Origin of the sequence: Rhizobium sp. N324, from assembly GCF_001664485.1 — a bacterium.
Taxonomy (GTDB): domain Bacteria; phylum Pseudomonadota; class Alphaproteobacteria; order Rhizobiales; family Rhizobiaceae; genus Rhizobium.
In genome coordinates, this window is sequence record NZ_CP013630.1 from 3,098,896 (window position 1) to 3,125,793 (window position 26,898).

Here is a 26,898-nt window from a genome sequence, read left to right on the forward strand (position 1 = left end):
CCCGTGATTCGAACTCTCAAAAAATCGACGATTGCCAGCCAAATCTGCGCAGAGTCGATGCCGGGCAGCATGTGCCGATCCTCCTGAGATGACGAAAAACGGGCGCATCCTGGCCGATCATTGCGATCATGCGCCCGCCGGCGAATTCAGCCGTTGAATGCCTTTTCCAGCGCAGCGACATCGATCTTGACCATGCCGAGCATCACCTCGGTCACGCGCCTGGCCCGCTCGCGGTTGTCGTCGGCAATCATCTCGGAAAGTATGCGCGGCACGATCTGCCAGGACAGGCCCCAGCGATCCCTGAGCCAGCCGCAGGCCTCCGCCGTGCCGCCATTGGCGAGGAAGGCGTTCCATATCCGATCGATCTCGGCCTGGCTTTCCAATAGAATTGCGATCGAGAAGGAATGGTTGAAGCTATCGAGCGGGCCGGCCTTCATCGCCAGGAAGGCCTGATCGCCGAGCGTGAACTCGATCAGCTCGACGCTGCCGGGAGGCCCGCTCGGCGTTTCCGCCGGAAGGATGGTGGTGCGGCCGATTCTGGATTCCGGGATGACGGACACATAAAATTCGACGGCTTCGCGCGCTTCCTGCGCGAACCAGAGATTTGAAACGACCTTCGCCATGATGCAGCCTCCTTGTTGACGGTAGATCCGGACCATTGTCCGATGATCCAAGGACGCCCCGCCGACGCGGTTTCCGACAAGTGCGGCTGAAATTTTCCGTCGGGTCGCCTCTCTCCTATCAAGCAGCCTTGCCGCCATGCGCAAACCCCTCGGGATAGCGGCGGCTTGGGAATGAAAGCAGAACATCTTTTCTGGTCTTTCGTTCCCGAATCACTACATTACGCGCCATGAGCAATAGTTTCGACGATATTCCCTTCTTCGACGAAGAGCCGGGCGAGATGGCGCGCAAGCCGCAGCCGCCTGCCGTCCCGGCTGGAAGGGCGCCCGCCACCGGTGGCATTGCCGCCCGCGCCATGGCGGCGCGCGACGGCGGCAGCCGGCCGGATTACCTCGCCGGGCTGAACCCCGAACAGACCGAAGCCGTCGAAACGCTGGAAGGCCCGGTCCTCGTGCTTGCCGGCGCCGGCACCGGCAAGACGCGCGTGCTGACGACCCGTATTGCCCATATCCTCAATACCGGCCGCGCCTTCCCCTCGCAGATCCTCGCCGTCACCTTCACCAACAAGGCCGCCCGCGAGATGAAGGAGCGCATCGCGCTGCTCGTCGGCGGCGCCGTCGAAGGCATGCCCTGGCTCGGCACCTTCCACTCGATCGGCGTCAAGCTTCTGCGCCGCCACGGCGAGCTCGTCGGCCTGCGCTCCGATTTCACCATTCTCGATACCGACGATGTCGTCCGCCTGATCAAGCAGCTGATCCAGGCCGAAGGCCTTGACGACAAGCGCTGGCCTGCCAAGCAGTTCGCCGGCATGATCGATACCTGGAAGAACAAGGGTCTCGGCCCTGCCGACATCCCCGAGGGCGATGCCCGCGCCTTTGCCAATGGCCGCGGCCGCGACCTCTATTTCGCCTATCAAGCGCGCCTGACGACGTTAAACGCCTGCGATTTCGGCGACCTGCTGATGCATCCGATCGCGATCTTCCGCAAGAACCCGGATCTCCTGAAGGAATATCACGGCCGCTTTCGCTACATCCTCGTCGACGAGTATCAGGACACCAACACCGCGCAATATATGTGGCTGCGGCTGCTCGCCCAGCGCGCCAAGGGCGAGCCGCAGAACGTCTGCTGCGTCGGCGACGACGACCAGTCGATTTATGGCTGGCGCGGCGCCGAGGTCGACAACATCCTGCGCTTCGAAAAGGATTTCCCCGGCGCCAAGGTCATCAAGCTCGAGCGCAACTACCGGTCGACCGAACATATCCTCGGGGCTGCCGCCCATCTGATCGCCCATAATGAAGGGCGGCTCGGCAAGACGCTGTTCACCGACCGCTCCGATCCGGATGACGCCAAGGTGCAGGTGCACGCCTCCTGGGATTCGGAGGAGGAAGCCCGCGCCATCGGCGAGGAGATCGAGCAGCTCCAGCGCGGCAAGCATCTGCTGAACGACATGGCGATCCTCGTGCGCGCCTCCTTCCAGATGCGCGAATTCGAAGACCGCTTCGTCACCCTCGGCCTCAACTACCGCGTCATCGGCGGCCCGCGCTTCTACGAGCGCCTGGAGATCCGCGATGCCATGGCCTATTTCCGCCTCGTCGCTCAAGCCTCCGACGATCTCGCCTTCGAGCGCATCATCAACACGCCGAAGCGCGGCCTCGGAGATACGACGGTGCGCGCGCTGCATGATTATGCGCGTGCCCGTGATATCCCGATGCTGGCGGCCGCCGCCGACATCATCGAAACCGACGAGTTGAAGCCGAAGGCGCGCAAAGCCCTCTTCGACGTGATTCAATCTTTCCGCCGGTGGCAGGAACTGCTTGAAAACACACCGCATACCGAACTTGCCGAGCAGATCCTCGAAGAGTCCGGCTATACCGATATGTGGAAGAACGACAAGAGCGCCGAAGCGCCCGGCCGCCTTGAGAACCTCAAGGAACTGATCCGCTCGATGGAAAGCTTCGAGTCGATGCGCGGCTTTCTCGAGCATGTCTCTCTCGTCATGGATGCCGAGACCAACGAGAACCTCGATGCTGTCTCGATCATGACGCTGCACTCGGCCAAGGGCCTGGAATTCGACACCGTCTTCCTGCCGGGCTGGGAGGAAGGCCTCTTTCCGCATCAGCGTTCGCTGGATGAAAGCGGCCGTGCCGGCCTGGAAGAGGAACGCCGCCTCGCCTATGTCGGCATCACCCGTGCCAAGCACCGCTGTCACATCTGGTTCGTCTCCAATCGCCGTATCCACGGCCTCTGGCAATCGACCCTGCCTTCGCGTTTCCTCGATGAGCTGCCGGAAACCCATGTCGAGGTCGCTGAAATGGAGCAGAGCTATGGCGGTTACGGCCGCGGCGGCTACGGCCAGTCCCGCTTCGACAAGGCCGAGCCCTTTGCCAATTCCTATTCCACTCCCGGCTGGAAACGCGCCCAGGCCAACAAGACCGATGCCACGCGCGACAATTGGGGCTCCCGCTCCGGCCATGCCGTCGAACGCATCGGTTATGGTGAAAGCGGCCCCAAGGGCCGCACGATCGAAGGCGAATTGGTGGCGAAATCCACATCCTCGGAGCCGTCGCGTTTCACCGTCGGCGACCGCGTGTTCCACCTGAAATTCGGCAACGGCAATATCACCGGCATCGAAGGCAACAAGCTGACGATCGAGTTCGACCGCGCCGGACAGAAGCGGGTGCTGGACGGCTTCGTCGAGCGCGTATGATAGCGCGTCAGCCAGGAGCGAGAAGTTTCATCCGAGCATCCGCATGCTTCCAAGACCGAGCATGTCGTTGACGAGCGCGATGCCGATTCCTGCGGCGACGATTCCCAATCCGATCAGAAAGAGCCGGCGCGACCGGTCATATTTGATGGCAAAGAGGGAGTCGCGCGCCAGCAGATCGGCGAAAACCTTCACCTGAATGGCTATGCCGATGGTCAGGAACAACATCGGCAGGATATCGATGCGGCTCCAGTCATTGGGATTGGAAACCCAGACACTGATGAAATTAAGGGAGAAGCCGAGGATGATCCCGGCCGCCGTCAGCGACCCGTTGCGGAACGTCGCATCGATCTTCTCGTTCGGCTCTGGCTCGGACATGGTTTTACTTCCGGCTTGGGTCTGAGCAAGAAAGGCAGAAATCGCGGCCGGGAGCAAGATCGGCCTCGCATCGCGCTTCCGCGACCGGTGCAGAACTCCATGCGATCGAACCCATCTGTCTATAAAAACACAATAATTCCAAAAAGATATCTTTGGTAACCGAAAAGTTAACGTGTCAAAACGTCGCTTTGACGCTTGGCGCAAATCAGCTTAGCCCGGAATCTGCCCGTCCATGAAAGGCGGGCTTCACGACGAACTTTTCGAAGGAGGTTCAAGTGACCAGTGTTTCATCTCTCGGCAGCGCCTTATCCCAGTACCAGTCTCCGCTTTCCAGCCTCGACAAGAATGGCGACGGCGTCATTTCCCCGGATGAGCTCGCCGCCGCATCGCAATCCTCGTCATCCGGCACGGCGGCGACAGCAGACGACGGCGACGACAGCAGCGCCGATATCGTCAAGAAGATCACCGCCGACATCCTGTCGCTGATGCTGTCCCTGCAGAAGACTGACGGCAGCGACAATCAGAGCGACGGCAGCGATCAGAGCGACGACGATTCCAAGGGCGTCTTTGCCGCGATGGATAGCAATGGCGACGGCAAGTTGACCGAGTCCGAATTCCTCGCCGCCGATCCGAACAAGATTAATACGTCAGGCGATAGCGACCCGCTCCTCACCAAAGTGCTGAGCGACATGCAGACGGCCCTCCAGGCCCACCGCAATACCTACGGCGCTTCCGCCGCAGCGGATGATTCCCCAGCCGATGGCGTGACCGCGGCATAGTTCGGCGTGGGGCTCCGCCGGGGGAGCCTCGGTCCGCCGGACGCAAGAGCGTCTTGCGCTGTCCTCCCATTTCGACTCAAGAGTCACCTCCACCTATCGCACTGATTGTATTAGCATATTCTTTTTCAGCCGATTGCTACCGCTAGTGCCAGATTTAACACTTGCGCGTCCGCGCCCGGAAATCCACAAGTTGATATTGCGATAAAGCGAAGGGACTGGCCTTGATGAAAGCGCTGCTGCTCGTCGACATTCAGAACGGCTTCTGTCCGGGCGGCAATCTGCCGGTGCCGGATGGCGACAGGGTGGTTCCCGTCGCAAACAGCCTGATCGACAGCGGCAAATACGACCTGATCGTCGCCTCGCAGGATTGGCACCCGCCGGGCCACGGCAGCTTCGCCTCGGCCCATCCGGGCGCCGCGCCTTTCGAGATGGGCGAACTGTCGGGCAAGCCGCAGATGATGTGGCCCGACCACTGCATTCAGGGCACGCTCGATGCCGAACTGCATCCGAAGCTGAAATCGGAAGAGATCGACCTGATCCAGCAGAAGGGCGAGGATCCCGATATCGACAGCTATTCGGCCTTTCGCGACAATGACCGCGATGCCTCGACCGGCCTTTCCGATTTTCTCGAGGACCAGGGTGTCACCGATCTCGACGTCTGCGGGCTGGCGACCGACTATTGCGTCAAGTTCTCCGCGCTCGACGCGCTGGAGATGATGCCCGGTGTTCGCGTCCGCTTTATCGAGGACGCAAGCCGCGGCATCACCCCCGAAGGCGTCGCCGCCGCCGTCGACGAGATGCGCGCGCATGGCATCGCCGTGGTCAACAGCGCGGACGTGCTTCTGCGCGAATAGATCGGCGCCCTACTTGAGCAGGTACACGTCGAAATCTCATCCCTTCCGGCAACCGGGCCGAAGCGCTTGATGAGGCCTGATTGACCTTTCCATCCCGGACACGACCTGTAGAGCAGCAGGATAACCGAAGCGCAGATGCCCCAACTTATGATGTGGGCGGACTTACGCTTGCGCAAGTAGGGAATCTGAAAGGTCGCGACGCTCTTCAGAATTTTTCCTCCCTCTCAAGCAGATGGATATCCTCGGCAAGGTCTTCTATTCTCTTCAACAATGCGGCCTGGGCATCTCTCAGCCCTCGATTGTAGAAGTACGGCCCGATCTCCTCGGCGAAGAAGTCGAGCAGGAATTCAGCCGGCAACGCACCAATGGGATCGAGTTCTCGATCGAAATAGGCGCGGATGCGCGCAACGATCTCAGCCTTTTCGTCCTTCGAAAATTCGATCTTCTTCATGAGGTTCTCTCCGGCCGATGTGATCAGGACTTTGATGCTTCAGCGAAATCGATCGGTCAATCAACGAAATTCAATTGCCGCAGCAGGCCATAGCCCATAAGTGAAAGCTGAATTTCCAACAGGATCATTCCCATGAATCGCGCCGACTTTGTTGAAGGTTTGCGGGGCGGCTCCGCCGTTGCGCTGGCGTCGGCACCCTTCGGCGCTCTGTTCGGGGCGCTCGCGGTCGAAAACGGCCTGTCGCTTTCTGAGGTCGCCTTTATGAGCGCCACCGTCTATGCCGGCGCCAGCCAGATGGTCGGCATCGAGCTCTTCGGCCACAATGTCCATGCCTGGCTGATCGTGCTGTCGATCCTCGCCGTCAATTTCCGCCACGTGCTCTATTCGGCGGCCTTGGCGCGCTATATCGGCCATTTCACGCCGGTGCAGAAATTCTTCACCTTCTTCCTGCTCGTCGATCCGCAATTTGCCGAAGCGGTGAAGCGCAGCGAGGCCGGCAAACCGCTGACCTTCGCCTGGTATTTCGGCTTCGGCATCATCATCTACATCCCCTGGGTGCTGATCAGCGTCGCCGGCGGCATGCTCGGCGGCTTCATCGGTGATCCCAAGGCCATCGGCCTCGATATCCTGCTGCCGGCCTATTTCCTCGGCATCGTCCTCGGCTTCCGCAAGCGCGACAATTTCCTGCCGGTGGCGCTCGTCAGCGCGGTGGCTTCCGTGCTCGCCTATCGCTATGTCGGCTCGCCCTGGCATGTCAGCCTCGGTGCGGCCGCCGGCATCGTGCTCGCTGCCCTGTTGCCATTGCCGCCGCAGGAGCCCGATCTTGAAGTCGACGCCCTGCAACCCGAAGTGCGGGAGGTCTGAGCCATGGAATTCGATCTTCACATGGCGCTCGTCATCCTCGCCGCCGCGGTCGCCACCTTCGCCACACGCATCGGCGGCTACATCCTCATCACCCGGATGAAGAGCATCCCTCCGCGCATGGAGGCCGCGTTGAATGCCGTGCCGGCCGCCGTGCTAACAACGCTGGTCGCGCCTGCCTTCTTCATCGGCGGCTGGGACTCGAAGCTGGCGCTGATCGTCGCCCTCTTCGTCGGCCTGCGTTTCAGCCATACATGGATGCTGGTCGCTGCCTGGATCGCCGTGATGATCTGGCGCCATAGCGCCGGCGTCTGAGTCCGGCGGCAGACGCCATTATCCTAATATTCCAGCGGCAGCGTCGCGTTTTCGAGCCACGCTCTGACGTCGTGGTCGTGGATCAGCGGCATCAGCGCCTCGCGCGTGCGGCGGTGATAGTCGTTGAACCAGTGCAGCTCGTCATGGGTCAGAAGCTCCGGAATAACGAGGCTGCGGTCGATCGGGCAGAAAGTCAGGGTTTCGAAGCCGAGCATGGCCGCATCGCCGCCGTCGATCTCCTCTGCCCCGCGCACATAGATCAGGTTCTCGATGCGGATGCCGAAGCTGCCGGGCCGGTAATAGCCAGGCTCGTTCGACAGGATCATGCCGGGCAGCAGTTCCTGCGTCGAAAGCCTGGAGATACGCTGCGGCCCCTCATGCACCGAGAGATAGGAGCCGACGCCATGGCCCGTGCCATGCGCGAAATCGGCCCCTGCCCGCCAGAGCGCAATGCGCGCCAGCGGATCGAGGTCGCAGCCGCGCGTGCCCTTCGGGAAACGCGCCGTGCTGATCTGGATCATGCCTTTCAGCACCAGTGTGAAGAACCGGCGATGCTCCTCTGAAACCGCCCCGATGCCAACCGTGCGAGTGATGTCGGTCGTGCCGTTGATATATTGCGCGCCGGAATCGATCAGGAAAAGTTCGCCGGCCTCGATCATCCGGTTGGTCTCGGTCGTCACGCGGTAGTGCATGATCGCCGCATGTTTGCCGGCTCCGGAAATCGTGTCGAAGGAAATCTCCTTCAACGGGTTCTGCATGTTTTGGCCGACCCGGGCGCGCGCCGCTTCGAGGTGCTCGGCGGCGGCAATCTCGCTCACCGTGCCGGGTTTTTCCTGCGACAGCCAATAGAGGAACTCCACCATCGCCGCTCCATCCTGTAGATGCGCTGCGGCCGAGCCATTGATCTCGACGTCGTTCTTGACCGCGCGCGGCAGCTTGGCGGGATCGGCGCCCTCCACCCCTTCGCCGCCCGCCTTGCGGATGATCTCGGCCAGCGCATAGGAGGCGATATCAGGGTCGATCAGCACCCGGCCGCCATCCCTGGAAACGGCAGCCAGCCTCTCCTTTAGCGCCGAGGGCGGCAGCTGTGTGCAGATCTGCGCGAGATAGGCCTCCGGCTCGATGCCGGTCTTGCGCTTGTCGAGGAAGAGCTCGGCCCGCCCGTCGGCATGGACGATGGCGCGCGCCAGCGGATGCGGCGTATGCGGCACGTCGGCGCCGCGGATGTTGAAGATCCAGGCAACCGAGGAGGGATCGGCGATCAGCACCGCCGCAAGGTTTTTCTTCGAAAGATCGGCGGCAATCGTAGCGATCTTGTCGCTCGCCAGCACGCCAGCCTGCGCGACATTCTGGATGCTGACGGCACCGAGCGGCTCGGCCGGCCGGTCGCTCCAGAGCCTGTCGAGCGGATTGTCCGGCAGGAAGGTGAGCGTGCCGCCGATCTGCGAAAGCGCTCGTTCCAGACGGCGCACCTCAGCACCGGCATGCAGCCAGGGATCGATGCCGAGCCGAAGGCCCTTGGCTCCGTTTGCGGCCAGCCAGAGATGCGGCGGCTCATTGACGAGATCGCCGCCCGAGAAGACCGAACCGTCGACCTGTTCTGCAAGCTGCGTCACATAACGCCCATCGACGAAGACGATCGCCTGGGTACGCAGGATCATCGCAACGCCTGCCGAGCCCGTGAAACCGGTCAGCCATGCCAGGCGCTCCGAACAGGCGGGAACATATTCGCCGTTGAACTCGTCGGCGCGCGGCACGAGGAAGGCGTCGATTGCAAGCGAATCGAAAGCGGCGCGCAGCGCCGATACGCGATCCCTGCCGAATTGGGGCGTGGAGGTGACTTCGAAGGACTGGAACATGCTGGAAACCCGAATGGTTGAGACGAATCCGGTAAAGGGGATGCCGGCCATGTTAGCGAAATTTCAATCGATGGGGAGAAAAAGCGACGAAACGAGTCGAAACCCTGGGTGCCGCCCAATATTTTGACAGAACTGTGACGCCAAAAGTTAATTTGGCACGCTTTATGCATTAGCCGCATGGCTCCCATGAGCGAAACCCTCTGCCTCGGCTTTTCAGAATAGCTATATAGGCGGCATCGAACGGTTCGCGATGAACCGGCAACAAAGGAATTTTTGAAATGACCGCCTCTCTCTCGCGCTTCGCATATAGCAGCCCGGTACAGGCTGGCGAACGCCAGACCGTACGTCACGTCATCGGCGCCCGCCGGCCGCAGAACGACCACAGCCTCAAGCTGCTCGGCGCCAGCCAGCGCGCCACGCGCCACAACGGCGCTCCCAGCTACGCGTTCTAAATCTGAAAGCCCGTCCGTCTCCTCCCTCCCGGACCGGCCTATTGGAATGCAGTAGAGCCCGCTCGAGCGCTCCTCCCCTTGAGCTCGCGGGCATTGGCCGGATAGACCGGTCCAAGGCGGTGCCATCGGCACCGCCTTTTTTATTGTGTTGAGGCGAGTTTAATTATTTTTCGGGGCGGTGCAAAGAATGGTTTCGCCTCGGTGAAATGCACAACCTCTCCTCCCTCATCTCTGTGCTCGTCACAGGGATCCAGCGCGCCCAAGTCCTTGGGCGCGGGAGACTCTTCAAAGTCTGCTGGAGTCATTCACGGCGCGGACGCGCCGTGGCTGGATTCCTGTGACATCCCTCGGGTCGAAGCCCGAGGACAGGAATGAGGGTGGGGAGGAGGCGGAGCGCCTACAGCAGGCGTGCTGCAGACCCAGTCTCAAAAAACTCACAGCCGATCGAAATGGATCGTCACCCAGCCGTTGCGCCAGATCGTCCTGACATGCCGGAGCCTCGCGCCGCTATAGGCGGCGATCACCTTCAAGCGTTGCGCGGCGAGAATGCCCGAAAGGATCACCGAGCCGCCGGGTGCCAGATGCGTCGCAAGCTGCGGCGCCATGCGGATCAGTGGCCGGGCGAGAATGTTGGCGATGATGAGATCGAAGGGACCATGCTCGGAAAAGGCCGTCGAATGAAAGCCCGGCGCAGTCCGAGTGACGATGCCCGACGCGATGCCATTGCGGCGCACGTTTTCTGCCGCCACCCGCGTCGCGATCGGATCGATGTCGGTTGCCAGCACCGGTATGTTCTTCAGCTTGCGCACCGCAATCGCCAGCACGCCGCTGCCGGTGCCGAGATCGAGCGCGTTGCGGACCGGGCGCGAGCGCACCACGGCGTCGATCGCCTCGAGGCAGCCGGCGGTCGTGCCATGATGGCCGGTTCCGAAGGCCTGTCCGGCATCGATCTCGATGGCGATATCGCCGGAGCGGACCTTGTCGCGGTCATGTGAGCCGTGCACCAGGAAGCGCCCTGCCCTGACGGGCTTCAGCCCCTCCAGCGATTTCACCACCCAGTCGACATCGGGGATGACTTCCCGCTCCAGCCGGGCATCGGGGAAAGAGGTTTTCAACGCGCCCTCGACGCGGGAATGCACCTCGGCCTCGTCCTCGGCCATCATATAGATCGAGGCTTCCCAGATATCCTTCTTCTCATCGATTTCGGTGGTGCCGATGGCAAAGTCTTCTTCGCCGAAGACTTCGCTCAAAAGGTCGAGGATCTCTTCGGCCCGGCTTTCGGTCGTCGTCACGTAAAGGCGGATTTCACTCACGATAGGCGGTCTTTCCCGTTTCCGTTGCCCGCCACCGGTCGAGCCAACGCCCCATCACGCTGAAACCATCACCCCTTGTTGACGAGATTCTCCAGCTTCTTTACCGCCGTGTCCGGGTTTTCGCCATAGGCGATCGTTCCGGAAAACCGCCCGGCCGAATCGAGCAGGAAGACCGAAGCCGTATGATCCATCGTATAGTCACCGTTCGGATCCTTCTCGTCGACCGGCACCTTCTTGGCGTAGACGCGGAAACCCTTGATGACCTCGGCAATCTTGTCCGGCGGGCCCGAAATGCCGGTAATGCGCTTGGAAACGTTGGAGACGTACCCATTCATGATCTCCGGCGTGTCGCGTTCCGGATCGACGGTCACGAAAAAGGCCTGCAGCTTGTCACCCTTCGGATCGACCTTCTCCATCCAGCCATTCAGCTCGAAAAGCGTCGTCGGGCAGACTTCCGGGCAATGGGTGAAACCGAAGAACAACGCCGTCGGCTTGCCGCGCAGCGCCTGCTCGGTGATCGGCTGCCCGCTCTGCGAGACCAGGGTGAAAGGAACACCGAAGGGCGCCTCCACCGCCACATCCCCCGATTTCAAAGGATACCACCTGATAAAGCCGAGAACCCCGGCAAGTATCAGGACACCGACCCAAACGGCGATGCGGAATGTCTTCATTGGCGAGATCCTCGATCCAGGCGGATGTGCCGCCCGCCTCTGCCGGCGTGATTATAGTCTCGACCGAAGGCGCGCAACTCAACAATATGTTTTCTGACCCGTGATTAATTGTCTCATCGGTCAGGCCGTCCCCGACCGGAAATCGGCCCCCAGAAATCAGCACGGATCAAAAAAGCAATGTTTGTGAACAGCTTGCCTTCACAGCGACGAGCAATCTCAAAATACATATCGTTAGGAAAGACTTAAGCCGTCACATCTATATTTAACGGCGGTTCTACATCGCTACTCCGCCGGGGATAACTGGGAAGAATTCTGACCATGAACAACAACAACGCCATCAAGCAGTCGGGCGCTTATCTCGAAATCGTCTCGTTCCACCTGGGCGACCAGGAATTCTGCATCGACATCATGGCCATCCGCGAAATCCGCGGCTGGGCGCCGGTAACGCCGATGCCACACACCCCGCCCTACGTGCTCGGCCTCATCAACCTGCGCGGCGCAGTCATCCCCGTCATCGACATGGCCTGCCGCCTCGGCATGAAGATGACCGAGCCCTCCGAGCGCTCGGCGATCATCGTCACCGACATCGCCGGCAAACTGGTCGGCCTGCTGGTCGAGCAGGTTTCCGACATGATGACCATCAAGAGCGAAGACCTGCAGCCGCCACCGGAAATTATTCCGGAAGCCCAGCGCGCCTTCTGCCGCGGCATCGTCGCCCTCGAAAAGACTATGGTCTGCTTCCTGAACCTCGATACGGTCATCGCCGACGAACTGACGCAGGCGGCTTGATACTTTTCCGTTCTGGCGTTGGAAGGCCCGGCTCGTCCGGGCTTTTTTATTTGATGCGGAGAGCGGCTGGCATGGTTTCCGGTCTACGAAAACCCCTCCCCAACCCCTCCCCACAAGGGGGAGGGACTAACCTGGGGCTACGCCTCACTCCCCCGAAACGTCGAGAATCTGGAAAGCGGGTGCGCCAAATTAAGCCCCTCCCCCTTGTGGGGAGGGGTTTGGGGCGGGGTCTTCATCACCGAGGACGAAAGCCCCTCAGCTTTACGGCTTCCCATTCTTCCAGGTCACATTCTGCCCATAGAGCGGAATCGTCGAAATCGACATCTTCGCCGAACCGTCCGTCAGCTCCCGCGAGTGAGCGAGATAGATCAGCGTATCGTTGGTCTTGTCGTAGATGCGGTTGACGACCAGCGTCTTCCAGATCAGCGACATGCCCTGGCGGAACACTTCGCTGCCATCCTTGGACAGGTCGATATTGCCGATCTCGATCGGTCCGGTCTGCCGGCAGGCGATGGAGTTGTTGGACGGATCTTCGAACCAGTTGCCGTTCTTGAACCGGTCGATGAGGCTGCGGTCGAAATAGGTGACGTGGCAGGTAACGCCCTTGACCTCCGGATCGGAGACCGCCTCGACGATGATGTCGTTGCCGATCCAGTCGACCCCGACCTTGCCGACGACTTCGGCTGCGGCGGCGCCGGCCGAGAGGGCAGCGAAAGAGAAGGCGGTGAGGAGAAGATTGCGCAGCTTGGACATGGCGGCTCCTGAGAGCGCCGCGTATCCGACCGGACGCGCTAAGGACGCTCTATCGCTTTGAATCTGTGCATAATCCTTTCCGAAAATCGATTCCGATTTTAGGGATTATGCGCTGATCCGCCTTCTAGATAAGTGCGTCCCGATGCATTGCAAGAAAGGCCGACGGCGAGAACGATCAGCCTTTCCGGCAGGTGCAGGGCTCATAGGCCCGCGCCGTCAGCCGGCCGGGCCTCATGCCGATCAGCGCCGGTATGGCGTGAACGGCATTGGCCTTGACCGCTTTTGCCATCTCGATGGCAGCGGCCGCGCAGACGACAGCGTCCTCGGCGGCGTTGTGGTGCACGAAACGCAGGCCGAGATGCTCGGCGATCAGGTTCAGCCGATGCGAGAGGAAGTGCGGCCAGATCCGCTGCGCCATCTTCAGGCTGCAGAGATAGGTCAGTTCCGGATAGGATTGCCGGTAGAGATCGAGGCACGCCCGCCAGACGCTGAAATCGAAGGCGGCATTATGCGCGATCATCGTCGCGCCGCTGATATCCTCGTGGAACTCGTCCATCACCTCGGGAAATTCGGGCGCATCCTCGACGTGCTCCGGCCGGATGCCGTGGATAGCGATGTTCATCCCGGAAAAACGCATGTCCCGCGGCCGGATCAGCCGCTCCTCGACGCGCGTGACCCTGCCCTCCTCGATCCAGGCAAGGCCGACGGAACAGGCGCTGCCGCGCTGTTCGTTCGCCGTTTCGAAGTCAATCGCGATGGTCTTCAAATCAGCACCCGAATCATTTCCTCGGGAACAGAAATACCGCCCCGCTCCCGGTCGCGCAAATTCGGCACGACGTACGGTTGACATTTCACCCCGCATATCCAAACTTGCCGCCATGATCGGCTCAGTGACCATGGCAGCGCTTATTCATCACACCACGACCCTTGAAGGGTACGCGGGAGCGATGGCGCGTTAGCAGCGATCCGATCATCCCGAAAACCCTGCCGAGGCGAGCAGGGTTTTCCAAAACTTGCGCTCTCCTCCTGAAACGAACGGAGAGCAGCCAATGTCTGAAAACGAAGAGACTGAGCCTGGCCGCCGGGCGCGCCTGCCGGAAGGCGTCCTCGTGCGCGCCGTCCGCCTTGCCGATGCGGAGGAAATCACCGATCTGATAAATCTGCCGGGCTATCGGGCCGGCACCCTGCGGCCGCCGTACCAGAGGGTCGAAGAGGTACGCAAATACATGGAAAACCCGTCGCCGGGCGCGCTCAACCTCGTCGTCACCCTGAATGGCAAGATCGTCGGCAATTGCGGCCTCAACCGCCTCTCCGGCCGCAGGCAGCACGTCGCCAGTCTCGGCATGGGCGTGCATGACGATTTCACCGGCCGCGGTTTCGGCCGCATCCTGCTCGGCGCCATGGTCGAGGCCGCCGACGACTGGCTGGATATCAAGCGGCTGGAACTGACCGTCTATACCGACAACGACGCCGCCATCGGCCTTTACGAGACGTTCGGCTTCGAGCGGGAGGGCCTGCTGAAAGCCTTCGGATATCGAGCAGGAAAGTATGTCGACGCCTATACGATGGCGCGGCTCAGGCTGTGAGTGGACGAGGCTGGCGGCTTGCCGTCAGCCTCTCACCCGCTGATCAATGCCAGCCACTCGTCCTCGTCCATCGTCTGCACGCCGAGTTCGCGCGCCTTGTCGAGCTTGGAACCGGCGCCGGGGCCGGCGACGACGATGTCGGTTTTCTTCGACACCGATCCCGCCACCTTGGCGCCCAAGCTTTCCGCCCTCGCCTTCGCCTCGTCGCGGGTGAATTTTTCCAGCGAGCCGGTAAAGACCACGGTCTTACCGGCCACCGGACTGCCTGAGGTGACCGGCTGTTCGGCTTCCGCAGGCGTCACTTCCTCCAGCAGGCGGCCGATCACCTCGACATTGCGCGGCTCCTTGTAGAATTCGACCATGGCGCGCGCCACGACCTCGCCGATGCCCTCGATGGCGTTGAGATCGTTCCAGGCGTCGCCGGACAGCGGTGCTGCTTCCTTCATCGCGGTCGCAAAGGCTTCGTAGGTGCCGTAGGAGCGCGCCAGCAGCTTCGCCGTGGTCTCGCCGACATGGCGGATGCCGAGCGCATAGATGAAACGGTGCAGCGCAATGCTGCGTCGCTCATTGATCGCCGCATAGAGCTTGCCGACACTGACCTTGCCGAAGCCGTCGATATTCTCCAGCTTGGTCAGCGATTGCTGCTGGCGCTTCTCCAGCGTGAAGATTTCGGGGGCCGTGCGGATCTGCAGCGACGCATCCTCGTGTTCGAAGAAGAAGTCGATCTGCTTCGAACCTAGCCCCTCGATGTCGAAGGCGTTGCGCGAGACGAAGTGCTTCAGATGCTCCGTCGCCTGCGCCCGGCAGATGAAACCGCCGGTGCAGCGGCGCACCGAATCCATCTTGCCGGTCTTCTCGTTGACCTCGCGTACCGCATGCGAACCGCAGACCGGGCAGGTCTTCGGAAACTCGTAGGAGCGGGCATCGGCGGCGCGTTTTTCCATCACCACGTCGAGGATCTGCGGAATGACGTCGCCGGCACGCTGGACGATGACGGTATCGCCCTCGCGGATATCGTGGTCCTCTGGCCGGATGCGCTCGCCGCTATTGCCGATGCCCTTGATGTAATCCTCGTTGTGCAGCGTCGCATTGGTAACGACCACACCGCCGACCGTGATCGGCTTCAGCCGCGCAACCGGCGTCAGCGCGCCGGTGCGGCCAACCTGGATCTCGATTTTCTCGACCTCGGTGAAGGCCTGTTCCGCCGGAAACTTGTGCGCCGTCGCCCAGCGGGGGCTGCGCGAGCGGAAGCCGAGGCGCTGCTGCAGCTCGAGGTTGTCGACCTTATAGACGACACCGTCGATGTCGTAATCGAGATCCGGGCGCTCGAGACCGATCTCGTCGTAATGCGCCAGGATGTCGGCGACCGAATTCAGCCGCTTCATCAGCGGATTGACCGGAAAGCCCCATTTCTTGAAGATCTGCACCATGCCGAACTGGGTATCGTCAGGCATCTCCGCCATTTCGCCCCAGGCATAGGCGAAGAATTTCAGCTTGCGGCTCGCCGTCACCTTGGCATCGAGCTGACGCAGCGACCCGGCCGCCGTATTGCGCGGATTGACATAAGTCTGCTTGCCCTCCGCCTCCATCTGCCGGTTCAGCGCCAGGAAATCGCTTTTGGCCATATAGACCTCGCCGCGGATTTCCACCACGGCAGGCACACCTTTCGGCAATTCGTTGGGTATTTCGGCGATGGTCCGAATGTTGGCAGTGACGTTCTCCCCCGTCGTGCCGTCGCCGCGTGTGGCAGCCGTCACCAGCCTGCCGTTTTCGTAACGGATCGACATCGACAGGCCGTCGATCTTCGGCTCGGCGGTAAAGGCGATCGACTGGTCCGGCAGACGGCCGAGGAAGCGATAGACGCCGGCGACGAAATCCTGCACGTCCTCCTGCGAAAACGTGTTGTCGAGCGACAGCATCGGCCGCGCATGGACGACGGGCGAGAAGGTGACGGAAGGCGCAGCACCCACCCGCCGCGACGGGCTATCCCCGCGGACCAGCTCGGGAAACCGCACTTCCAGCGCATCGTTTCGGCGCTTCAGCGCGTCGTAATCGGCATCCGAAATCTCCGGCCGGTCCTTGCCATGGTAGAGCGCGTCGTGATGCGCGATCTCCCTTGCCAGCCGCTCAAGCTCGGCGGCAGCTTCTTCGATCGTCAACGTGTCGACGGCGGAACCTTCGGTGGACATGGAACATCACTCCAGAGAATCTGGCATTGTTTTTAGAGCAAAATTGCCGGATGAAAAGAGAGGGGGAAGATGCCGCGTCGGGAAGTTTCTCTATTCTCAGTCCCAGGCATGACGCAGCCAGAGCTCGCAGGATGCAGCGCTTGGCATGCCGGATGGTCCCATCCATCGGACAGGGCCGCCGACCTCTCTACCCTCATCCCTGTGCCTGTCACAGGGATCCAGCCACGGCGCGTCTGCGCCGTGAATGACTCACGACAGGCAAGGAGCTTCCGCGCCCAAAGGCTTGGGCGTGCTGGATCCCTGTGACGAGCACAGGGATGAGGGAGATTGAGGTGAGCGTTCGCGCAAAATTTCAAGCCAGGGGAACGCTCATCACCGCCGTCGACCGAGGCAACGGCGAACACTGCCTTCAGCGTCAGGAGGAAGTGGTACAGCTCGCCGCACTCCCCGCCCTATTCCCACTCCCGCGCGTTGCGCAGCCGAATACCGCTGACATGCAGGCCCGTGTTCCACAGATCCTTCAGCGGCCGGAGACTATCGACCACCCGAAGTTCCACCCCACGCGGCGCAAACTCCCGATCGAGCCGTGATATGGCAATCCGCTCCGTCGGAATGACGCGCCGGCGGCACACCCACATGCCCGCATCGCCGAGGTCTTCGAAATCCTCAGCCGGCATCTCATAACGATGGATCGTCTCTGCCTCGAGCCTTTCCAACCAATGGCGTTCGACGAAGGCGACAGCGCGCCAATCACCGAGCCAGCGCCGCCGTTCGGCCTCCGACGTATCCGGCGTTGCCCAGATCAGGATGCGCGGGCAGTCGCGCGGGAAGAGATACATGAAGTCATGATCGCCATCGATCGCCCAGACGAGCGGGCCGTTCAGCCATTCCTGGCCGGCGGGGCGAATGGAGGGGATGCGGACCGGGCGCGGTTCGAACACGGCAATATCGGGATCATCGCTGAAATGGAAAAGACGCATCGTAAGAGATCACCGCTGATCGAGTGATACGCATAATGTGGATCGGAATGCCTGTCACGGCGGCCGGTCTGGCGATCAGCCGTTGCCGGCCAGCAGCCGCTTCGCGGCCGCCCTCGCCTCTTCGGTCACCGAAGCCCCGGCCAGCATCCGGGCGATTTCTTCGGTGCGGTCCGTCTGCGCCATCGTCGCCACGCGCGTGGCGATCTTTTCAGATCCCTCGGCCGCCGGCCCCTTGGAGATCAGGAGGTGCGTCGCCGCCCTTGCGGCGACCTGCGGGGCATGCGTGACCGACAGCACCTGCACCCGCTCCGACAGCCGCTTCAGCCGCTGGCCGATCGCATCGGCCACCGCCCCGCCGACGCCAGTGTCGATTTCGTCGAAGACGAGTGTAGGCGCCGATCCGCGATCGGCGAGCGCCACCTTCAGCGCCAGCAGGAAACGCGACAGCTCGCCGCCGGAGGCGACCTTCATGATCGATCCCGGCCGCGTGCCCGGATTGGTCTGGACATGGAACTCGACGACGTCGATGCCTTCGGCAAGCGCCTCCCGCGCATCCGTGGTGATCTCGACCATGAACCGGGCGCGTTCAAGCTTCAACGCCGGCAGCTCCGTCATGACGGCGGCAGCCAGCGCGGTGCCGGCGTGATGGCGCTTGTCGGAGAGCGAGCGCGCCGCGGTATCGTAATTCTCGTGCGCTAGGCCGACCTCGGCTTCGAGCCTGGCAAGCCTCTCCTCGCCCGCGTCGAGGTCGGCCAGATCGGCGATCATCCGGACGGCAAGCGCCGGCAGCTCGGTGACGGGCACGGAATATTTGCGCGAGGCGGCCCTGAGCGCGAAAAGCCGCTCCTCCACCCGCTCCAATTCCCTCGGATCGTATTCGGTCTTGCGCAACGCCGCCTCGACTTCCATCTGGGCGTTGGAAAGCTGGTCGAGCGCGGCATCGAGCAGCGTCACGGTGTCTTCGAGCAGGCCGGGCGCCTCATGGCTCTTACGCTCCAGCCGGCGCACCAGCGAGGCGATATGCGGCACCGGCGAGGCATTGCCGTTCAGGAACTCGGATGCCTCGGCAATATCGCCGGCGATCCGCTCGGCCTTCATCATCTTCTGCCGGCGGTCCGCGAGTTCGTCCTCCTCACCATCCTGCGGCGAGAGCTTCTCCAGCTCCTCGACGGAGGAGCGAAGATAATCGGCTTCGCGCGCCGCGCCTTCCACCTTCTCGCGGTGCTTCTTCAGCGCCCGCTCGCTGTCGCGCCACAGGCGATACAGCCGGGAAACCTCCGAAACCTCATCGGTAAGACCGGCGAAGGCATCCAGTAGCGTGCGGTGGGCATTGGTGTCGACAAGGGCGCGGTCGTCATGCTGGCCATGGATTTCGACCAGCAGCTGGCCGGCCTGGCGCATCAGCTGCACGCTGACCGGCTGGTCGTTGACATAGGCCTTGGTGCGCCCGTCCGCCGATTGCTGGCGGCGGAATATCAGGTCGCCCTCATCATCGATGCCGTTTTCACGCAGCAGCTTGCGAGCGCCGTGATCCATGCCGACGTCGAACACCGCCGTCACCTGGCCCTTGTCCTCGCCGTGGCGCACCAGGCCGCCGTCGCCACGCCCACCGAGCGCCAGCGACAGGCTGTCGAGCAGTATGGATTTGCCCGCCCCGGTTTCGCCCGTCAGCACGGAGAGGCCGGTCTCGAAGGCAAGATCCAGCCGCTCGATCAGGACGATATCGCGGATCGAAAGCTGGATCAGCATTGGCCTCAGGAACCGAGAAGAAGTTTCTTGCCTGCCGCAGCGATCCACGAGCCCTTGTTCTCACGCGGCTCGGCACCGCCGCTCTGCAGCAGCTTGTAGGAATCGGCGTACCACTGGCTGTCGGGATAATTGTGGCCGAGAACGGCAGCCGCCGTCTGCGCCTCTTCGACGATACCCATGGAATAATAAGCTTCGACGAGACGCGCCAGGGCCTCTTCGATCTGGTTCGTGTTCGGATATTTCTCGACGACGATGCGGAAGCGCGAGATCGCGGCGAGATATTCCTTCCGCTCCATATAGTAGCGGCCGATCTGCATTTCCTTGCCGGCGAGCTGGTCGCGCGCAAAGCGGATCTTCGCCTGCGCGTCGTCGACATATTCGGAGTTCGGATAGTTGTCGATGACCGCCTGCATCGCTTCGATCGTCTTGGCCGAGGCGCGCTGGTCCTGCGTCACGTCGACGATCTGTTTGGAATAGGTGAGACCGATGAGATACTGCACATAGGCAGCATCCTGCGATTTCGGATATTGCGACATATAGCGGTTGCCTGAGGCAAGCGCATCGTCGAGGCGGCCCTGGCGGTATTTGACGAAGGTGCTCATCACAAGCGCCTTGCGCGCCCATTCGGAGAACGGGTTCTCGCGGTCGATCGCGTCGAACTTGCGCGCCGCTTCCGCCATGTTGCCGGCCTTCATATTGGCAAGGCCCTGGGTGTAGAGTACGTCAGGCGGATCGGTTTCGAGGCCGAGTTTGGTGATGTCGATATCGGGATCCGACTGGCAACCGGATATCGAGGCGCCTGCGCTGAGCACCAGAAGCGATGCGAACAAAGCACGCGCTGTCTTCATCATACCTTCAGATCCTGCATAACCCATTCGAAAGAACCCCACTGCCGCCGCTCGCTCCACGGCAGCCACGCCTCGCTGGCGTTTCTAGCCATAAATGTGCATCAAGAGCAACGCAATGATAAGGCATTAACGCATTTTTGTGGCAGCAGCCGGGGAATGACTGGCTTTTCCTCTTCTTCCCGGACCTGTGGCAGGAAAGCATCTGCCCCCGCGCACATAAAAAAACCGCCTCCGGGAAAGAGGCGGCCTGGTCTTAAGAATGTGCTGGAGGTCATGCCGACCAGGGAGCGAATTCCGAAGCGCTGACCGCGATCATTTCGCGGGCGGCAACGCGCTGGCGTGGCGTCGACGTCTCCACAACCTCATAGGCGGAGGGATCGGCGAGCAGCGCCTTCAGCGCATTGGCATTCATCTTGTGACCGCCGCGATAGGAACGGTAGCAGCCGATGAACGGGGCGCCGGCAAGCGACAGATCGCCGACGGCATCGAGCGTCTTGTGGCGAACGAATTCGTCCTTGGCGTAACGCAGCCCTTCGACGTTGATGACGGTGTTGTCGTCAGAGATGACGACGGAATTTTCGAGCGAGGAGCCAAGCGCATGGCCCGAGGCCCAGAGCCGCTCGACATCGCGCATGAAGCCGAAGGTGCGGGCACGGGAAAGCTCGGCCTTGAAGACGGCGGCGGTCATGTCACCGGCCCATTTCTGCCGGCCGATCAGCGGGCAGTCGAAATCGATCTCGACTTCGAAGCGCGTGCCGTCATAAGGACGGAATTCGCTCCAGGAGCCGCCATGCTCGATACGCACCGGCTTGGTGATACGGATATAGCGGCGTTTGACGCCGAGCGAGACGAGGCCCACCTGCTCGATCGCCTCGACGAAGGGCAGCGAGCTGCCGTCCATAATCGGCATTTCCGCGCCCTGCACCTCGATCACGACATTATCGAGGCCGAGCGCATAGATCGCCGCCATGACATGCTCGATCGTCGCGACCGAATGGGCCGGCGAGAAACCAAGCACGGTGCAGAGGTCGGTATTGCCGACCTGCGAGGAGACGGCCTTCAGTTCGGTGATGTCGCCATTGGCATGCAGGCGCTGGAAAACGACGCCGGTATCCGATTCGGCCGGGTTCAGCGTGATCGAAACATTCGCGCCCGAATGGACGCCGATGCCCGAAAGCGTCACGGGACGCGATACCGTCGTTTGAAAACCCAGCAAGCCAATTGCCATAAATTCTGCCTTTATTCTTCCGCGCCTGCAGTCTGCCCAGTCGGCGCGGTCATCGTTTCATTCTGTACAAGGAGCCCGTCGAAAGGACACCTGGGGCAGTTTCCTTACATCATACTTACGTGCGCCGGCGCTCCAATCCAAATCACTGTTTCTTTCGCTTTGTTACGAAGTCACGCGATTGAAATCGCTTGCGAATCACCAGCCGAAAAACAGCAATGCCCGGGACCTTGATCCCGGGCATGAACGGTACTGAGTGAGCGGCTTAGTTCGACTGGCGACGCAGGAATGCCGGGATTTCCAGCTGGTCGTCTTCCTGCATCATCCGGGCCTGCGGAACCGCCCGGCCCTGGTCGTCGAGATTGCCGCGGCGCGGTGCGTAGAGGCTTGCCTCGGGCGACAGCGGACGGCGCTGCTGCGAAGCGGCCGGCGGTGCCGCAGTCATGTCGGCGGCAACGGCTTCGTCGTCGCGGCGGCCAAGCGAATTGGTGATTCGCTTCAGCAGGCCCATCGGACCGCGCTCTTCTACTGCATGCGCCGAAGCCGGCTGCGTGCGGTGGTCGAGTTCGGCCTGGACGACCGGCGGGAAATCCTCGACCTTCGGCATGCGCATCGGTTCGGCCGCCTGGCGGATGATCGGCTCCTGCCGGACCGGCTGCTGCTGGACGGGCTGGCTCATGACCGGCTGGCTCATGACGGACGCCGGAGCCTGCTGCTGAACCTGCGGACGCATTGCCGGAGCTTCCGGTGCAGGCGCGAAGATCTTGCTCTGCGGACGGAAGGTTTCCTGCTGTACCACCGGCTGCTGCACCGGGGCGCTGGCACGCGGGGCCGGGAATTCGAGTTCGCGTTCCATCTCGGCTTCACGGATGGTCTGCGCGATCGGATCCACGGCCTTCGGTGCCTGCATCACGGGGGCAGGCTGAACTGCGGCCGCTGCCGGAGCAACAGCCGCGGAGGGACGGATAGCAGGCCGTGCGACCGGCTGCAGGTTGCGCTCGGCGGCTTCGCTGATCGCCCGATCGATGCCGGTTGCGACGACCGAGACGCGGATGATGCCTTCAAGCGATTCGTCGAAGGTGGCGCCGAGGATGATGTTGGCGTCGGGATCGACTTCCTCGCGGATGCGGGTCGCGGCTTCGTCGACTTCGAAGAGGGTAAGGTCGCGGCCGCCGGTGATGGAGATCAGCAGGCCCTGGGCGCCCTTCATCGAGGTCTCGTCGAGCAGCGGGTTGGCGATTGCAGCCTCGGCGGCCTGCAGCGCGCGGCCGGAGCCGGAAGCCTCGCCGGTGCCCATCATCGCGCGGCCCATTTCGCGCATCACCGAGCGTACGTCGGCGAAGTCGAGGTTGATGAGACCTTCCTTCACCATCAGGTCGGTGATGCAGGCAACGCCCGAATAGAGGACCTGGTCGGCCATCGCGAAGGCATCGGCGAAGGTCGTCTTGTCGTTGGCAATGCGGAAGAGGTTCTGGTTCGGAATGACGATCAGCGTATCGACAGACTTCTGCAGCTCCTGGATGCCCATCTCGGCCAGGCGCATGCGGCGCCCGCCTTCGAAATGGAACGGCTTGGTGACGACGCCGACCGTCAGGATGCCTTTGTTGCGGGCGGCCTGTGCGACGACGGGCGCTGCACCCGTGCCGGTGCCGCCGCCCATGCCGGCGGTGACGAAGCACATATGCGTGCCGTTCAGGTGATCGATGATCTCGTCGATGCACTCTTCGGCGGCCGCGCGGCCGACTTCCGGCTGCGAACCTGCGCCGAGGCCTTCGGTGACGTTGGCGCCGAGCTGGATGACCCGTTCGGCCTTCGTCATGGTCAGCGCCTGGGCATCCGTGTTGGCGACGACGAAGTCGACGCCCTGGAGACCGGCGGTGATCATGTTATTGACGGCGTTGCCGCCACCGCCGCCGACGCCGAATACGGTGATGCGCGGCTTCAGCTCTGTGATGTCAGGCTTTTGCAGCTTGATGGTCATGGTACCTGTTCCTTCTCTCTCTGGCCGCATCGCCACGCCGGCCAATCACTCAATTTCAGAAGCTTTCCTTCAGCCACTGGCCCATCCGGGCTATGCGGCTGTTATTTCCTCCAAGCGACATGAGCAGACCGCTCTGTGACGCATGTGTCTCCATGTCCGCGACCTGCGGATAGATCATCAGCCCGACAGCCGTCGAAAAAGCCGGGCCTTTGGCCGCCGTCGGCAGTCCCGAGACGCCCATCGGACGGCCGATGCGGACGTTGCGGGCAAGGATGCGCCGCGCCACATCGGCAAGGCCTGTCAGCTGGCTTGCGCCGCCGGTCAGGACGACGCGCTTGCCGACGATCGGGCTGAAGCCGGAGCGCTGGATGCGGTCGCGGATCAGTTCCATCGTCTCTTCGATTCGGGCCGAAACGATGCGCGAAACCAGCGCCCGCGGCACCTGTGACGGCTGGTCGCGATCGTCCTCGCCGATCGGCGGGATCGAGATCAGCTCGCGCTCGTCGGAAGAATTCGAAAGGGCCGTGGCATGAACGACCTTCAAACGCTCCGCATCCTCGATGCGGGTCGAAAGGCCGCGCGCCAGATCGGTGGTCACGTGATGGCCGCCGAGGCCGACGGCGTCGGTATGAACGAGCTTGCCTTCGGCAAAGACCGAGATCGTCGTCGTGCCGCCGCCCATGTCGATCGCCGCGCAGCCAAGCTCGACCTCGTCGTCGACGAGAGCCGCAAGGCCCGATGCATAGGGCGTCGCAACGATGCCTTCGACCGACAGGTGCGCACGGTTGACGCTGAGCTCAAGGTTCTTCAGTGCCGAGCGCTCCGCCGTCACGACATGCATGTCGACGCCGAGCGCATCGCCGTACATTGCCAGCGGATCGCGGATGCCGCGCTCGCCGTCGAGCGAAAAGCCGGTCGCCAGCGAATGCAGCACCGAACGGTCCTGGCGCAGCGACTGCTGGCAGGCGGCCGACAGCACCTTCTTCAAATCGTTGAGTTCGACTTCCTGGCCGCCGAGATCGATCGTCGCCGTGTAGATATCGCTGCCGAGACGGCCGGCCGTCAGATTGACGATCAAGCTCTCGACAGTCAGCCCCGCCATGCGCTCCGCCGCGTCGACGGCGAGTCGGATGACGCCTTCCAGCGCGTCGAGATCGGCGATCACGCCGGTCTTGATGCCGCGGGACCTCTGGTGGCCGATGCCGATGATCTCGATATTGTGCGTGCGGCCCGGCAGGATCTGGCTTTCCTCGCGCGGCGTCAGCCGGCCGATCATGCAGACGACCTTGGTCGAGCCGATGTCGAGCACCGAAACGACATGCGACCGCTTCGACGAAAGCGGCTTCAGGCGCGGCAATCCGAAATGGGACGAACCGAACAAGCTCATATATTCTGCCCCGTCTTCTTCAATTCTTTCGTGCGCTCCGTCACAGCCGTCTGCCGGCGCACTGCGGCCTCCGGCGTCAGCTGGATCGCGGTTCTGTCGGACAGCCTGAGATCGACCGCGGCAATGTCGCGCTCCAGGAGCTGATGCTCCTTGTCGAACTTCGAAAGCGTCGCCAGCGCCTGGTCGATACCCTCTTCCGGCAGCTTGACGACGACGCCGTTATCCATGTGCAGGTCCCAGCGACGGCCCGATATCCAGACATAGGCCTTTACGCGGGCCTTCACGTCGGGCCACTTCGAGAAGGCCTCGTCGAGCGACGCCGCCGCCGTTTCGGCATCGCGGCCGACGACCAGCGGCAGCGCCGAAAACTTGTTGTCGCGCAGCGGCGCAATGACGCTGCCGTTCTTCTCGATCAGCGAAAGCTCCTGCCCGTGCTGCCAGATCGCATAGGCCTGACGCTCTTTGAGCTTCACCTCGATCGTCTTCGGATAGATCTTGCGGACTTCGACATTTTCGACCCAGGGCAGATGCGCGATCTTCCGGCGCGCCGCATCGACGTCGAGGGCGACCAGCGAGGTCGTGCCGTCGAGGCCGATCAGTTGCAGGATTTCGATTTCGGACGTCTCCGAATTGCCGGAGACCTTCACATCTTCGATCGCAAAACCCGCCGCCGTCGTCGTCGCCTGCGCGACGGCTTCGGTGTGGCCGCCGAGCGACATGCCGTAAAGCCCGGTCGCAGCCAGGAATGCGACCGCCGAAATGGTGCCCGTATGGGCCGGAATGTAGATGCGGCCACTGCCGAGGCTGATCAGGAAACGGGTGACACGGCGCAGCGGACGCGGCAGCACGAATCGCTCCTCGGCTTCCATGACCGGAAGCACGGCATGATGGCTGGGGCGCCCTATCCTCTTGACCGTCAACGCAAACAAGACGCGTCCTCCACCATCCACCGGAGAAACTCACCAAAGGAATAGCCGGCATGGCCGGCCATTTCGGGCACAAGCGAGGTTGGAGTCATGCCTGGCTGGGTATTGACTTCCAGCCAGATGATTTCGCCGTCTTCGGAGAAACGATCGTCGTAACGAAAGTCGGACCGACTGACGCCGCGACAACCGATTGCCTGATGCGCCCTTAGAGCCAATATTTGTATTTTTTGGTAAATATTCGGTGAAATTTTCGCCGGGATGACGTGTTTTGAACCGCCCGCCGCATACTTGGAATCGTAATCATAAAAATTGTGTCCCTGCGGCACCACCTCGGTGACGCCGAGCGCCGTCTCGCCCATGACGCCGCAGGTGAGTTCGCGACCATGGACATAGCGCTCGACCAGCACTTCTTCGCCGTAGCGCCACTCGGACGAACTGACCACCTGGGGCGGATGCGCCTGATCTTCCGTGACGATCACGACACCGAAGCTCGACCCCTCCCGGACAGGCTTCACCACATAGGGCGGCTTCATCGGATGCGTCGAGGGAAAAGCGAAACGGTTGACCACCTGCGATTCGGCGACCGGAATGCCGGCCGCGGCAGCGACAAGCTTGGCCTTGTCCTTATCCATCGCCAGCGCCGAGGCAAGCACGCCCGAATGGGTATAGGGGATCTCGAGATATTCGAGAATGCCCTGAATGGTGCCGTCCTCGCCGAACGGGCCATGCAGCGCATTGAAGACCACATCGGGCTTCAGCGCCGCAAGCTTTTCGGAAACATCGCGCGCCACGTCGATACGCGTCACGTCGAAGCCTTCCGCTTCGAGAGCTTCTGCGCAAGCCTTTCCCGAGGAAAGGCTGACAGGCCTTTCCGAGGAAAATCCGCCCATCAGGACAGCGACATGCTTGCGACTCATCAACACCCCCAAAAATAACTTTCATTCTCGAAATCGACGCTTGCGCGAAGCTTTCGGCGCCGTTTCAGGCCTTTGTCCGACCCGCATGCATTAGAGCATCATTATGGTTAATGAAGTGTTTACTTTCGTTAACTTCATCTTGCCCAGCGCGGCATTTGTCCCTGCTGCCGACTTCAATTTTCCGAGCTTCGCTTCTCGGCCGATCGATCACAACGGAAAGATCCAGCGTTGAAAAACCATGCGGGCTCAACGAGATAATCTCAAGTCTTGCAGTCAGTCGGCGTCGTCGATGAACTTCCATGCGAGGGAG

Annotated in this window: 25 protein-coding genes; 8 read left to right on the forward strand and 17 right to left on the reverse strand. The window is 62.0% G+C overall.

Features of this window, described 5'->3' with window-relative positions; translation table 11 throughout:
* Nucleotides 1-146: 146 nt before the first annotated feature.
* Nucleotides 147-623 (reverse strand): VOC family protein, encoded by a 477-nt coding sequence (locus AMK05_RS14940; protein ID WP_064839643.1) that lies wholly within the window; start codon nt 621-623, stop codon nt 147-149.
* Between the two features lie 227 nt (nt 624-850).
* Here AMK05_RS14940 and AMK05_RS14945 point away from each other — a divergent pair, with 227 nt between their 5' ends.
* Nucleotides 851-3,328, forward strand: a complete 2,478-nt coding sequence (locus AMK05_RS14945) for an ATP-dependent helicase (protein ID WP_064839645.1) — start codon at nt 851-853, stop codon at nt 3,326-3,328.
* A 27-nt stretch (nt 3,329-3,355) separates the two neighbouring features.
* On the opposite strand, the gene AMK05_RS14950 is transcribed toward AMK05_RS14945, so the two are convergent.
* A complete protein-coding gene (locus AMK05_RS14950) occupies nt 3,356-3,703 on the reverse strand; it encodes a hypothetical protein (RefSeq protein WP_064839647.1) in 348 nt (115 codons plus the stop codon).
* Between the two features lie 275 nt (nt 3,704-3,978).
* Between AMK05_RS14950 and AMK05_RS14955 the strand changes: the two genes are divergently transcribed.
* Together AMK05_RS14955 and pncA are read left to right on the forward strand one after the other, a co-directional pair.
* Nucleotides 3,979-4,482 (forward strand): EF-hand domain-containing protein, encoded by a 504-nt coding sequence (locus AMK05_RS14955; RefSeq protein WP_064839649.1) that lies wholly within the window; start codon nt 3,979-3,981, stop codon nt 4,480-4,482.
* A 224-nt stretch (nt 4,483-4,706) separates the two neighbouring features.
* A complete protein-coding gene (pncA, locus tag AMK05_RS14960) occupies nt 4,707-5,336 on the forward strand; it encodes a bifunctional nicotinamidase/pyrazinamidase (protein WP_064839650.1) in 630 nt (209 codons plus the stop codon).
* Nucleotides 5,337-5,541: 205 nt separating this feature from the next.
* Here pncA and AMK05_RS14965 read toward each other — a convergent pair whose 3' ends face one another.
* On the reverse strand, nt 5,542-5,787 hold the full coding sequence (locus tag AMK05_RS14965; protein WP_064839652.1) for a DUF2164 domain-containing protein: 246 nt from the start codon (nt 5,785-5,787) through the stop codon (nt 5,542-5,544).
* Between the two features lie 132 nt (nt 5,788-5,919).
* Here AMK05_RS14965 and AMK05_RS14970 point away from each other — a divergent pair, with 132 nt between their 5' ends.
* Both AMK05_RS14970 and AMK05_RS14975 read left to right on the forward strand, forming a co-directional pair.
* The gene (locus AMK05_RS14970) at nt 5,920-6,651 is read left to right on the forward strand and encodes an AzlC family ABC transporter permease (RefSeq protein ID WP_064839654.1); all 732 of its coding nucleotides are present in this window, start codon (nt 5,920-5,922) and stop codon (nt 6,649-6,651) included.
* Between the two features lie 3 nt (nt 6,652-6,654).
* Nucleotides 6,655-6,963, forward strand: a complete 309-nt coding sequence (locus tag AMK05_RS14975) for an AzlD family protein (RefSeq protein WP_064839656.1) — start codon at nt 6,655-6,657, stop codon at nt 6,961-6,963.
* A 23-nt stretch (nt 6,964-6,986) separates the two neighbouring features.
* Here AMK05_RS14975 and AMK05_RS14980 read toward each other — a convergent pair whose 3' ends face one another.
* Nucleotides 6,987-8,822 carry an aminopeptidase P family protein gene (locus tag AMK05_RS14980; RefSeq protein ID WP_064841394.1) on the reverse strand — a complete coding sequence of 612 codons (1,836 nt, stop codon included), beginning with the start codon at nt 8,820-8,822 and terminating at the stop codon, nt 6,987-6,989.
* Nucleotides 8,823-9,100: 278 nt separating this feature from the next.
* Here AMK05_RS14980 and AMK05_RS35250 point away from each other — a divergent pair, with 278 nt between their 5' ends.
* Entirely contained in the window at nt 9,101-9,274 is a 174-nt protein-coding gene (locus AMK05_RS35250; RefSeq protein ID WP_171899789.1) for a hypothetical protein, read from the forward strand.
* A gap of 434 nt (nt 9,275-9,708) precedes the next feature.
* Here AMK05_RS35250 and AMK05_RS14985 read toward each other — a convergent pair whose 3' ends face one another.
* Together AMK05_RS14985 and AMK05_RS14990 are read right to left on the reverse strand one after the other, a co-directional pair.
* Nucleotides 9,709-10,587, reverse strand: coding sequence for a 50S ribosomal protein L11 methyltransferase (locus AMK05_RS14985; protein ID WP_064839659.1), 879 nt, complete (start codon nt 10,585-10,587; stop codon nt 9,709-9,711).
* Between the two features lie 68 nt (nt 10,588-10,655).
* On the reverse strand, nt 10,656-11,258 hold the full coding sequence (locus tag AMK05_RS14990) for an SCO family protein (protein ID WP_064839661.1): 603 nt from the start codon (nt 11,256-11,258) through the stop codon (nt 10,656-10,658).
* A gap of 318 nt (nt 11,259-11,576) precedes the next feature.
* On the opposite strand from AMK05_RS14990, the gene AMK05_RS14995 reads away from it, so the two are divergent.
* Nucleotides 11,577-12,047 (forward strand): chemotaxis protein CheW, encoded by a 471-nt coding sequence (locus AMK05_RS14995; RefSeq protein WP_003541378.1) that lies wholly within the window; start codon nt 11,577-11,579, stop codon nt 12,045-12,047.
* A gap of 261 nt (nt 12,048-12,308) precedes the next feature.
* Here AMK05_RS14995 and AMK05_RS15000 read toward each other — a convergent pair whose 3' ends face one another.
* On the reverse strand, nt 12,309-12,800 hold the full coding sequence (locus AMK05_RS15000) for a CreA family protein (RefSeq protein WP_064839663.1): 492 nt from the start codon (nt 12,798-12,800) through the stop codon (nt 12,309-12,311).
* Nucleotides 12,801-12,975: 175 nt separating this feature from the next.
* Complete coding sequence (locus tag AMK05_RS15005; RefSeq protein WP_064839665.1) at nt 12,976-13,566, reverse strand: 3'-5' exonuclease; 591 nt, start codon at nt 13,564-13,566, stop codon at nt 12,976-12,978.
* Between the two features lie 283 nt (nt 13,567-13,849).
* Here AMK05_RS15005 and AMK05_RS15010 point away from each other — a divergent pair, with 283 nt between their 5' ends.
* Complete coding sequence (locus AMK05_RS15010; protein WP_064839667.1) at nt 13,850-14,386, forward strand: GNAT family N-acetyltransferase; 537 nt, start codon at nt 13,850-13,852, stop codon at nt 14,384-14,386.
* Between the two features lie 32 nt (nt 14,387-14,418).
* On the opposite strand, the gene ligA is transcribed toward AMK05_RS15010, so the two are convergent.
* The 9 genes from ligA to AMK05_RS15055 form a co-directional block, all read right to left on the reverse strand.
* Nucleotides 14,419-16,575 (reverse strand): NAD-dependent DNA ligase LigA, encoded by a 2,157-nt coding sequence (gene ligA / locus AMK05_RS15015; protein ID WP_064839669.1) that lies wholly within the window; start codon nt 16,573-16,575, stop codon nt 14,419-14,421.
* 452 nt (nt 16,576-17,027) lie between these two features.
* Nucleotides 17,028-17,555, reverse strand: coding sequence for a DUF6886 family protein (locus AMK05_RS15020; RefSeq protein WP_064839671.1), 528 nt, complete (start codon nt 17,553-17,555; stop codon nt 17,028-17,030).
* A gap of 75 nt (nt 17,556-17,630) precedes the next feature.
* Nucleotides 17,631-19,304 carry a DNA repair protein RecN gene (recN, locus tag AMK05_RS15025; protein ID WP_064839673.1) on the reverse strand — a complete coding sequence of 558 codons (1,674 nt, stop codon included), beginning with the start codon at nt 19,302-19,304 and terminating at the stop codon, nt 17,631-17,633.
* 5 nt (nt 19,305-19,309) lie between these two features.
* Nucleotides 19,310-20,179, reverse strand: a complete 870-nt coding sequence (locus AMK05_RS15030) for an outer membrane protein assembly factor BamD (RefSeq protein ID WP_171899790.1) — start codon at nt 20,177-20,179, stop codon at nt 19,310-19,312.
* Nucleotides 20,180-20,423: 244 nt separating this feature from the next.
* On the reverse strand, nt 20,424-21,380 hold the full coding sequence (gene lpxC, locus AMK05_RS15035) for a UDP-3-O-acyl-N-acetylglucosamine deacetylase (RefSeq protein WP_064839677.1): 957 nt from the start codon (nt 21,378-21,380) through the stop codon (nt 20,424-20,426).
* 262 nt (nt 21,381-21,642) lie between these two features.
* Complete coding sequence (gene ftsZ, locus AMK05_RS15040; protein WP_064839679.1) at nt 21,643-23,358, reverse strand: cell division protein FtsZ; 1,716 nt, start codon at nt 23,356-23,358, stop codon at nt 21,643-21,645.
* Nucleotides 23,359-23,413: 55 nt separating this feature from the next.
* Nucleotides 23,414-24,745: a cell division protein FtsA gene (ftsA, locus tag AMK05_RS15045; protein WP_003565034.1), complete on the reverse strand. Its 1,332-nt coding sequence runs from the start codon at nt 24,743-24,745 to the stop codon at nt 23,414-23,416.
* Entirely contained in the window at nt 24,742-25,674 is a 933-nt protein-coding gene (locus tag AMK05_RS15050) for a cell division protein FtsQ/DivIB (protein ID WP_064839681.1), read from the reverse strand. The genes ftsA and AMK05_RS15050 overlap by 4 nt, the downstream gene beginning before the upstream one ends.
* On the reverse strand, nt 25,662-26,588 hold the full coding sequence (locus tag AMK05_RS15055) for a D-alanine--D-alanine ligase (protein WP_064839684.1): 927 nt from the start codon (nt 26,586-26,588) through the stop codon (nt 25,662-25,664). The genes AMK05_RS15050 and AMK05_RS15055 overlap by 13 nt, the downstream gene beginning before the upstream one ends.
* Between the last annotated feature and the right edge of the window lie 310 nt (nt 26,589-26,898).

Bases quoted from the DNA above. Each gene is read 5' to 3' on its own strand.
- AMK05_RS14940 (WP_064839643.1), bottom strand. From the start codon at position 623: ATGGCGAAGGTCGTTTCAAATCTCTGGTTCGCGCAGGAAGCGCGCGAA.
- AMK05_RS14945 (WP_064839645.1), top strand. From the start codon at position 851: ATGAGCAATAGTTTCGACGATATTCCCTTCTTCGACGAAGAGCCGGGC.
- AMK05_RS14950 (WP_064839647.1), bottom strand. From the start codon at position 3,703: ATGTCCGAGCCAGAGCCGAACGAGAAGATCGATGCGACGTTCCGCAAC.
- pncA (WP_064839650.1), top strand. From the start codon at position 4,707: ATGAAAGCGCTGCTGCTCGTCGACATTCAGAACGGCTTCTGTCCGGGC.
- AMK05_RS14965 (WP_064839652.1), bottom strand. From the start codon at position 5,787: ATGAAGAAGATCGAATTTTCGAAGGACGAAAAGGCTGAGATCGTTGCG.
- AMK05_RS14970 (WP_064839654.1), top strand. From the start codon at position 5,920: ATGAATCGCGCCGACTTTGTTGAAGGTTTGCGGGGCGGCTCCGCCGTT.
- AMK05_RS14975 (WP_064839656.1), top strand. From the start codon at position 6,655: ATGGAATTCGATCTTCACATGGCGCTCGTCATCCTCGCCGCCGCGGTC.
- AMK05_RS14980 (WP_064841394.1), bottom strand. From the start codon at position 8,822: ATGTTCCAGTCCTTCGAAGTCACCTCCACGCCCCAATTCGGCAGGGAT.
- AMK05_RS35250 (WP_171899789.1), top strand. From the start codon at position 9,101: ATGACCGCCTCTCTCTCGCGCTTCGCATATAGCAGCCCGGTACAGGCT.
- AMK05_RS14990 (WP_064839661.1), bottom strand. From the start codon at position 11,258: ATGAAGACATTCCGCATCGCCGTTTGGGTCGGTGTCCTGATACTTGCC.
- AMK05_RS14995 (WP_003541378.1), top strand. From the start codon at position 11,577: ATGAACAACAACAACGCCATCAAGCAGTCGGGCGCTTATCTCGAAATC.
- AMK05_RS15000 (WP_064839663.1), bottom strand. From the start codon at position 12,800: ATGTCCAAGCTGCGCAATCTTCTCCTCACCGCCTTCTCTTTCGCTGCC.
- AMK05_RS15010 (WP_064839667.1), top strand. From the start codon at position 13,850: ATGTCTGAAAACGAAGAGACTGAGCCTGGCCGCCGGGCGCGCCTGCCG.
- ligA (WP_064839669.1), bottom strand. From the start codon at position 16,575: ATGTCCACCGAAGGTTCCGCCGTCGACACGTTGACGATCGAAGAAGCT.
- AMK05_RS15020 (WP_064839671.1), bottom strand. From the start codon at position 17,555: ATGCGTCTTTTCCATTTCAGCGATGATCCCGATATTGCCGTGTTCGAA.
- recN (WP_064839673.1), bottom strand. From the start codon at position 19,304: ATGCTGATCCAGCTTTCGATCCGCGATATCGTCCTGATCGAGCGGCTG.
- AMK05_RS15030 (WP_171899790.1), bottom strand. From the start codon at position 20,179: ATGGGTTATGCAGGATCTGAAGGTATGATGAAGACAGCGCGTGCTTTG.
- lpxC (WP_064839677.1), bottom strand. From the start codon at position 21,380: ATGGCAATTGGCTTGCTGGGTTTTCAAACGACGGTATCGCGTCCCGTG.
- ftsZ (WP_064839679.1), bottom strand. From the start codon at position 23,358: ATGACCATCAAGCTGCAAAAGCCTGACATCACAGAGCTGAAGCCGCGC.
- ftsA (WP_003565034.1), bottom strand. From the start codon at position 24,745: ATGAGCTTGTTCGGTTCGTCCCATTTCGGATTGCCGCGCCTGAAGCCG.
- AMK05_RS15055 (WP_064839684.1), bottom strand. From the start codon at position 26,588: ATGAGTCGCAAGCATGTCGCTGTCCTGATGGGCGGATTTTCCTCGGAA.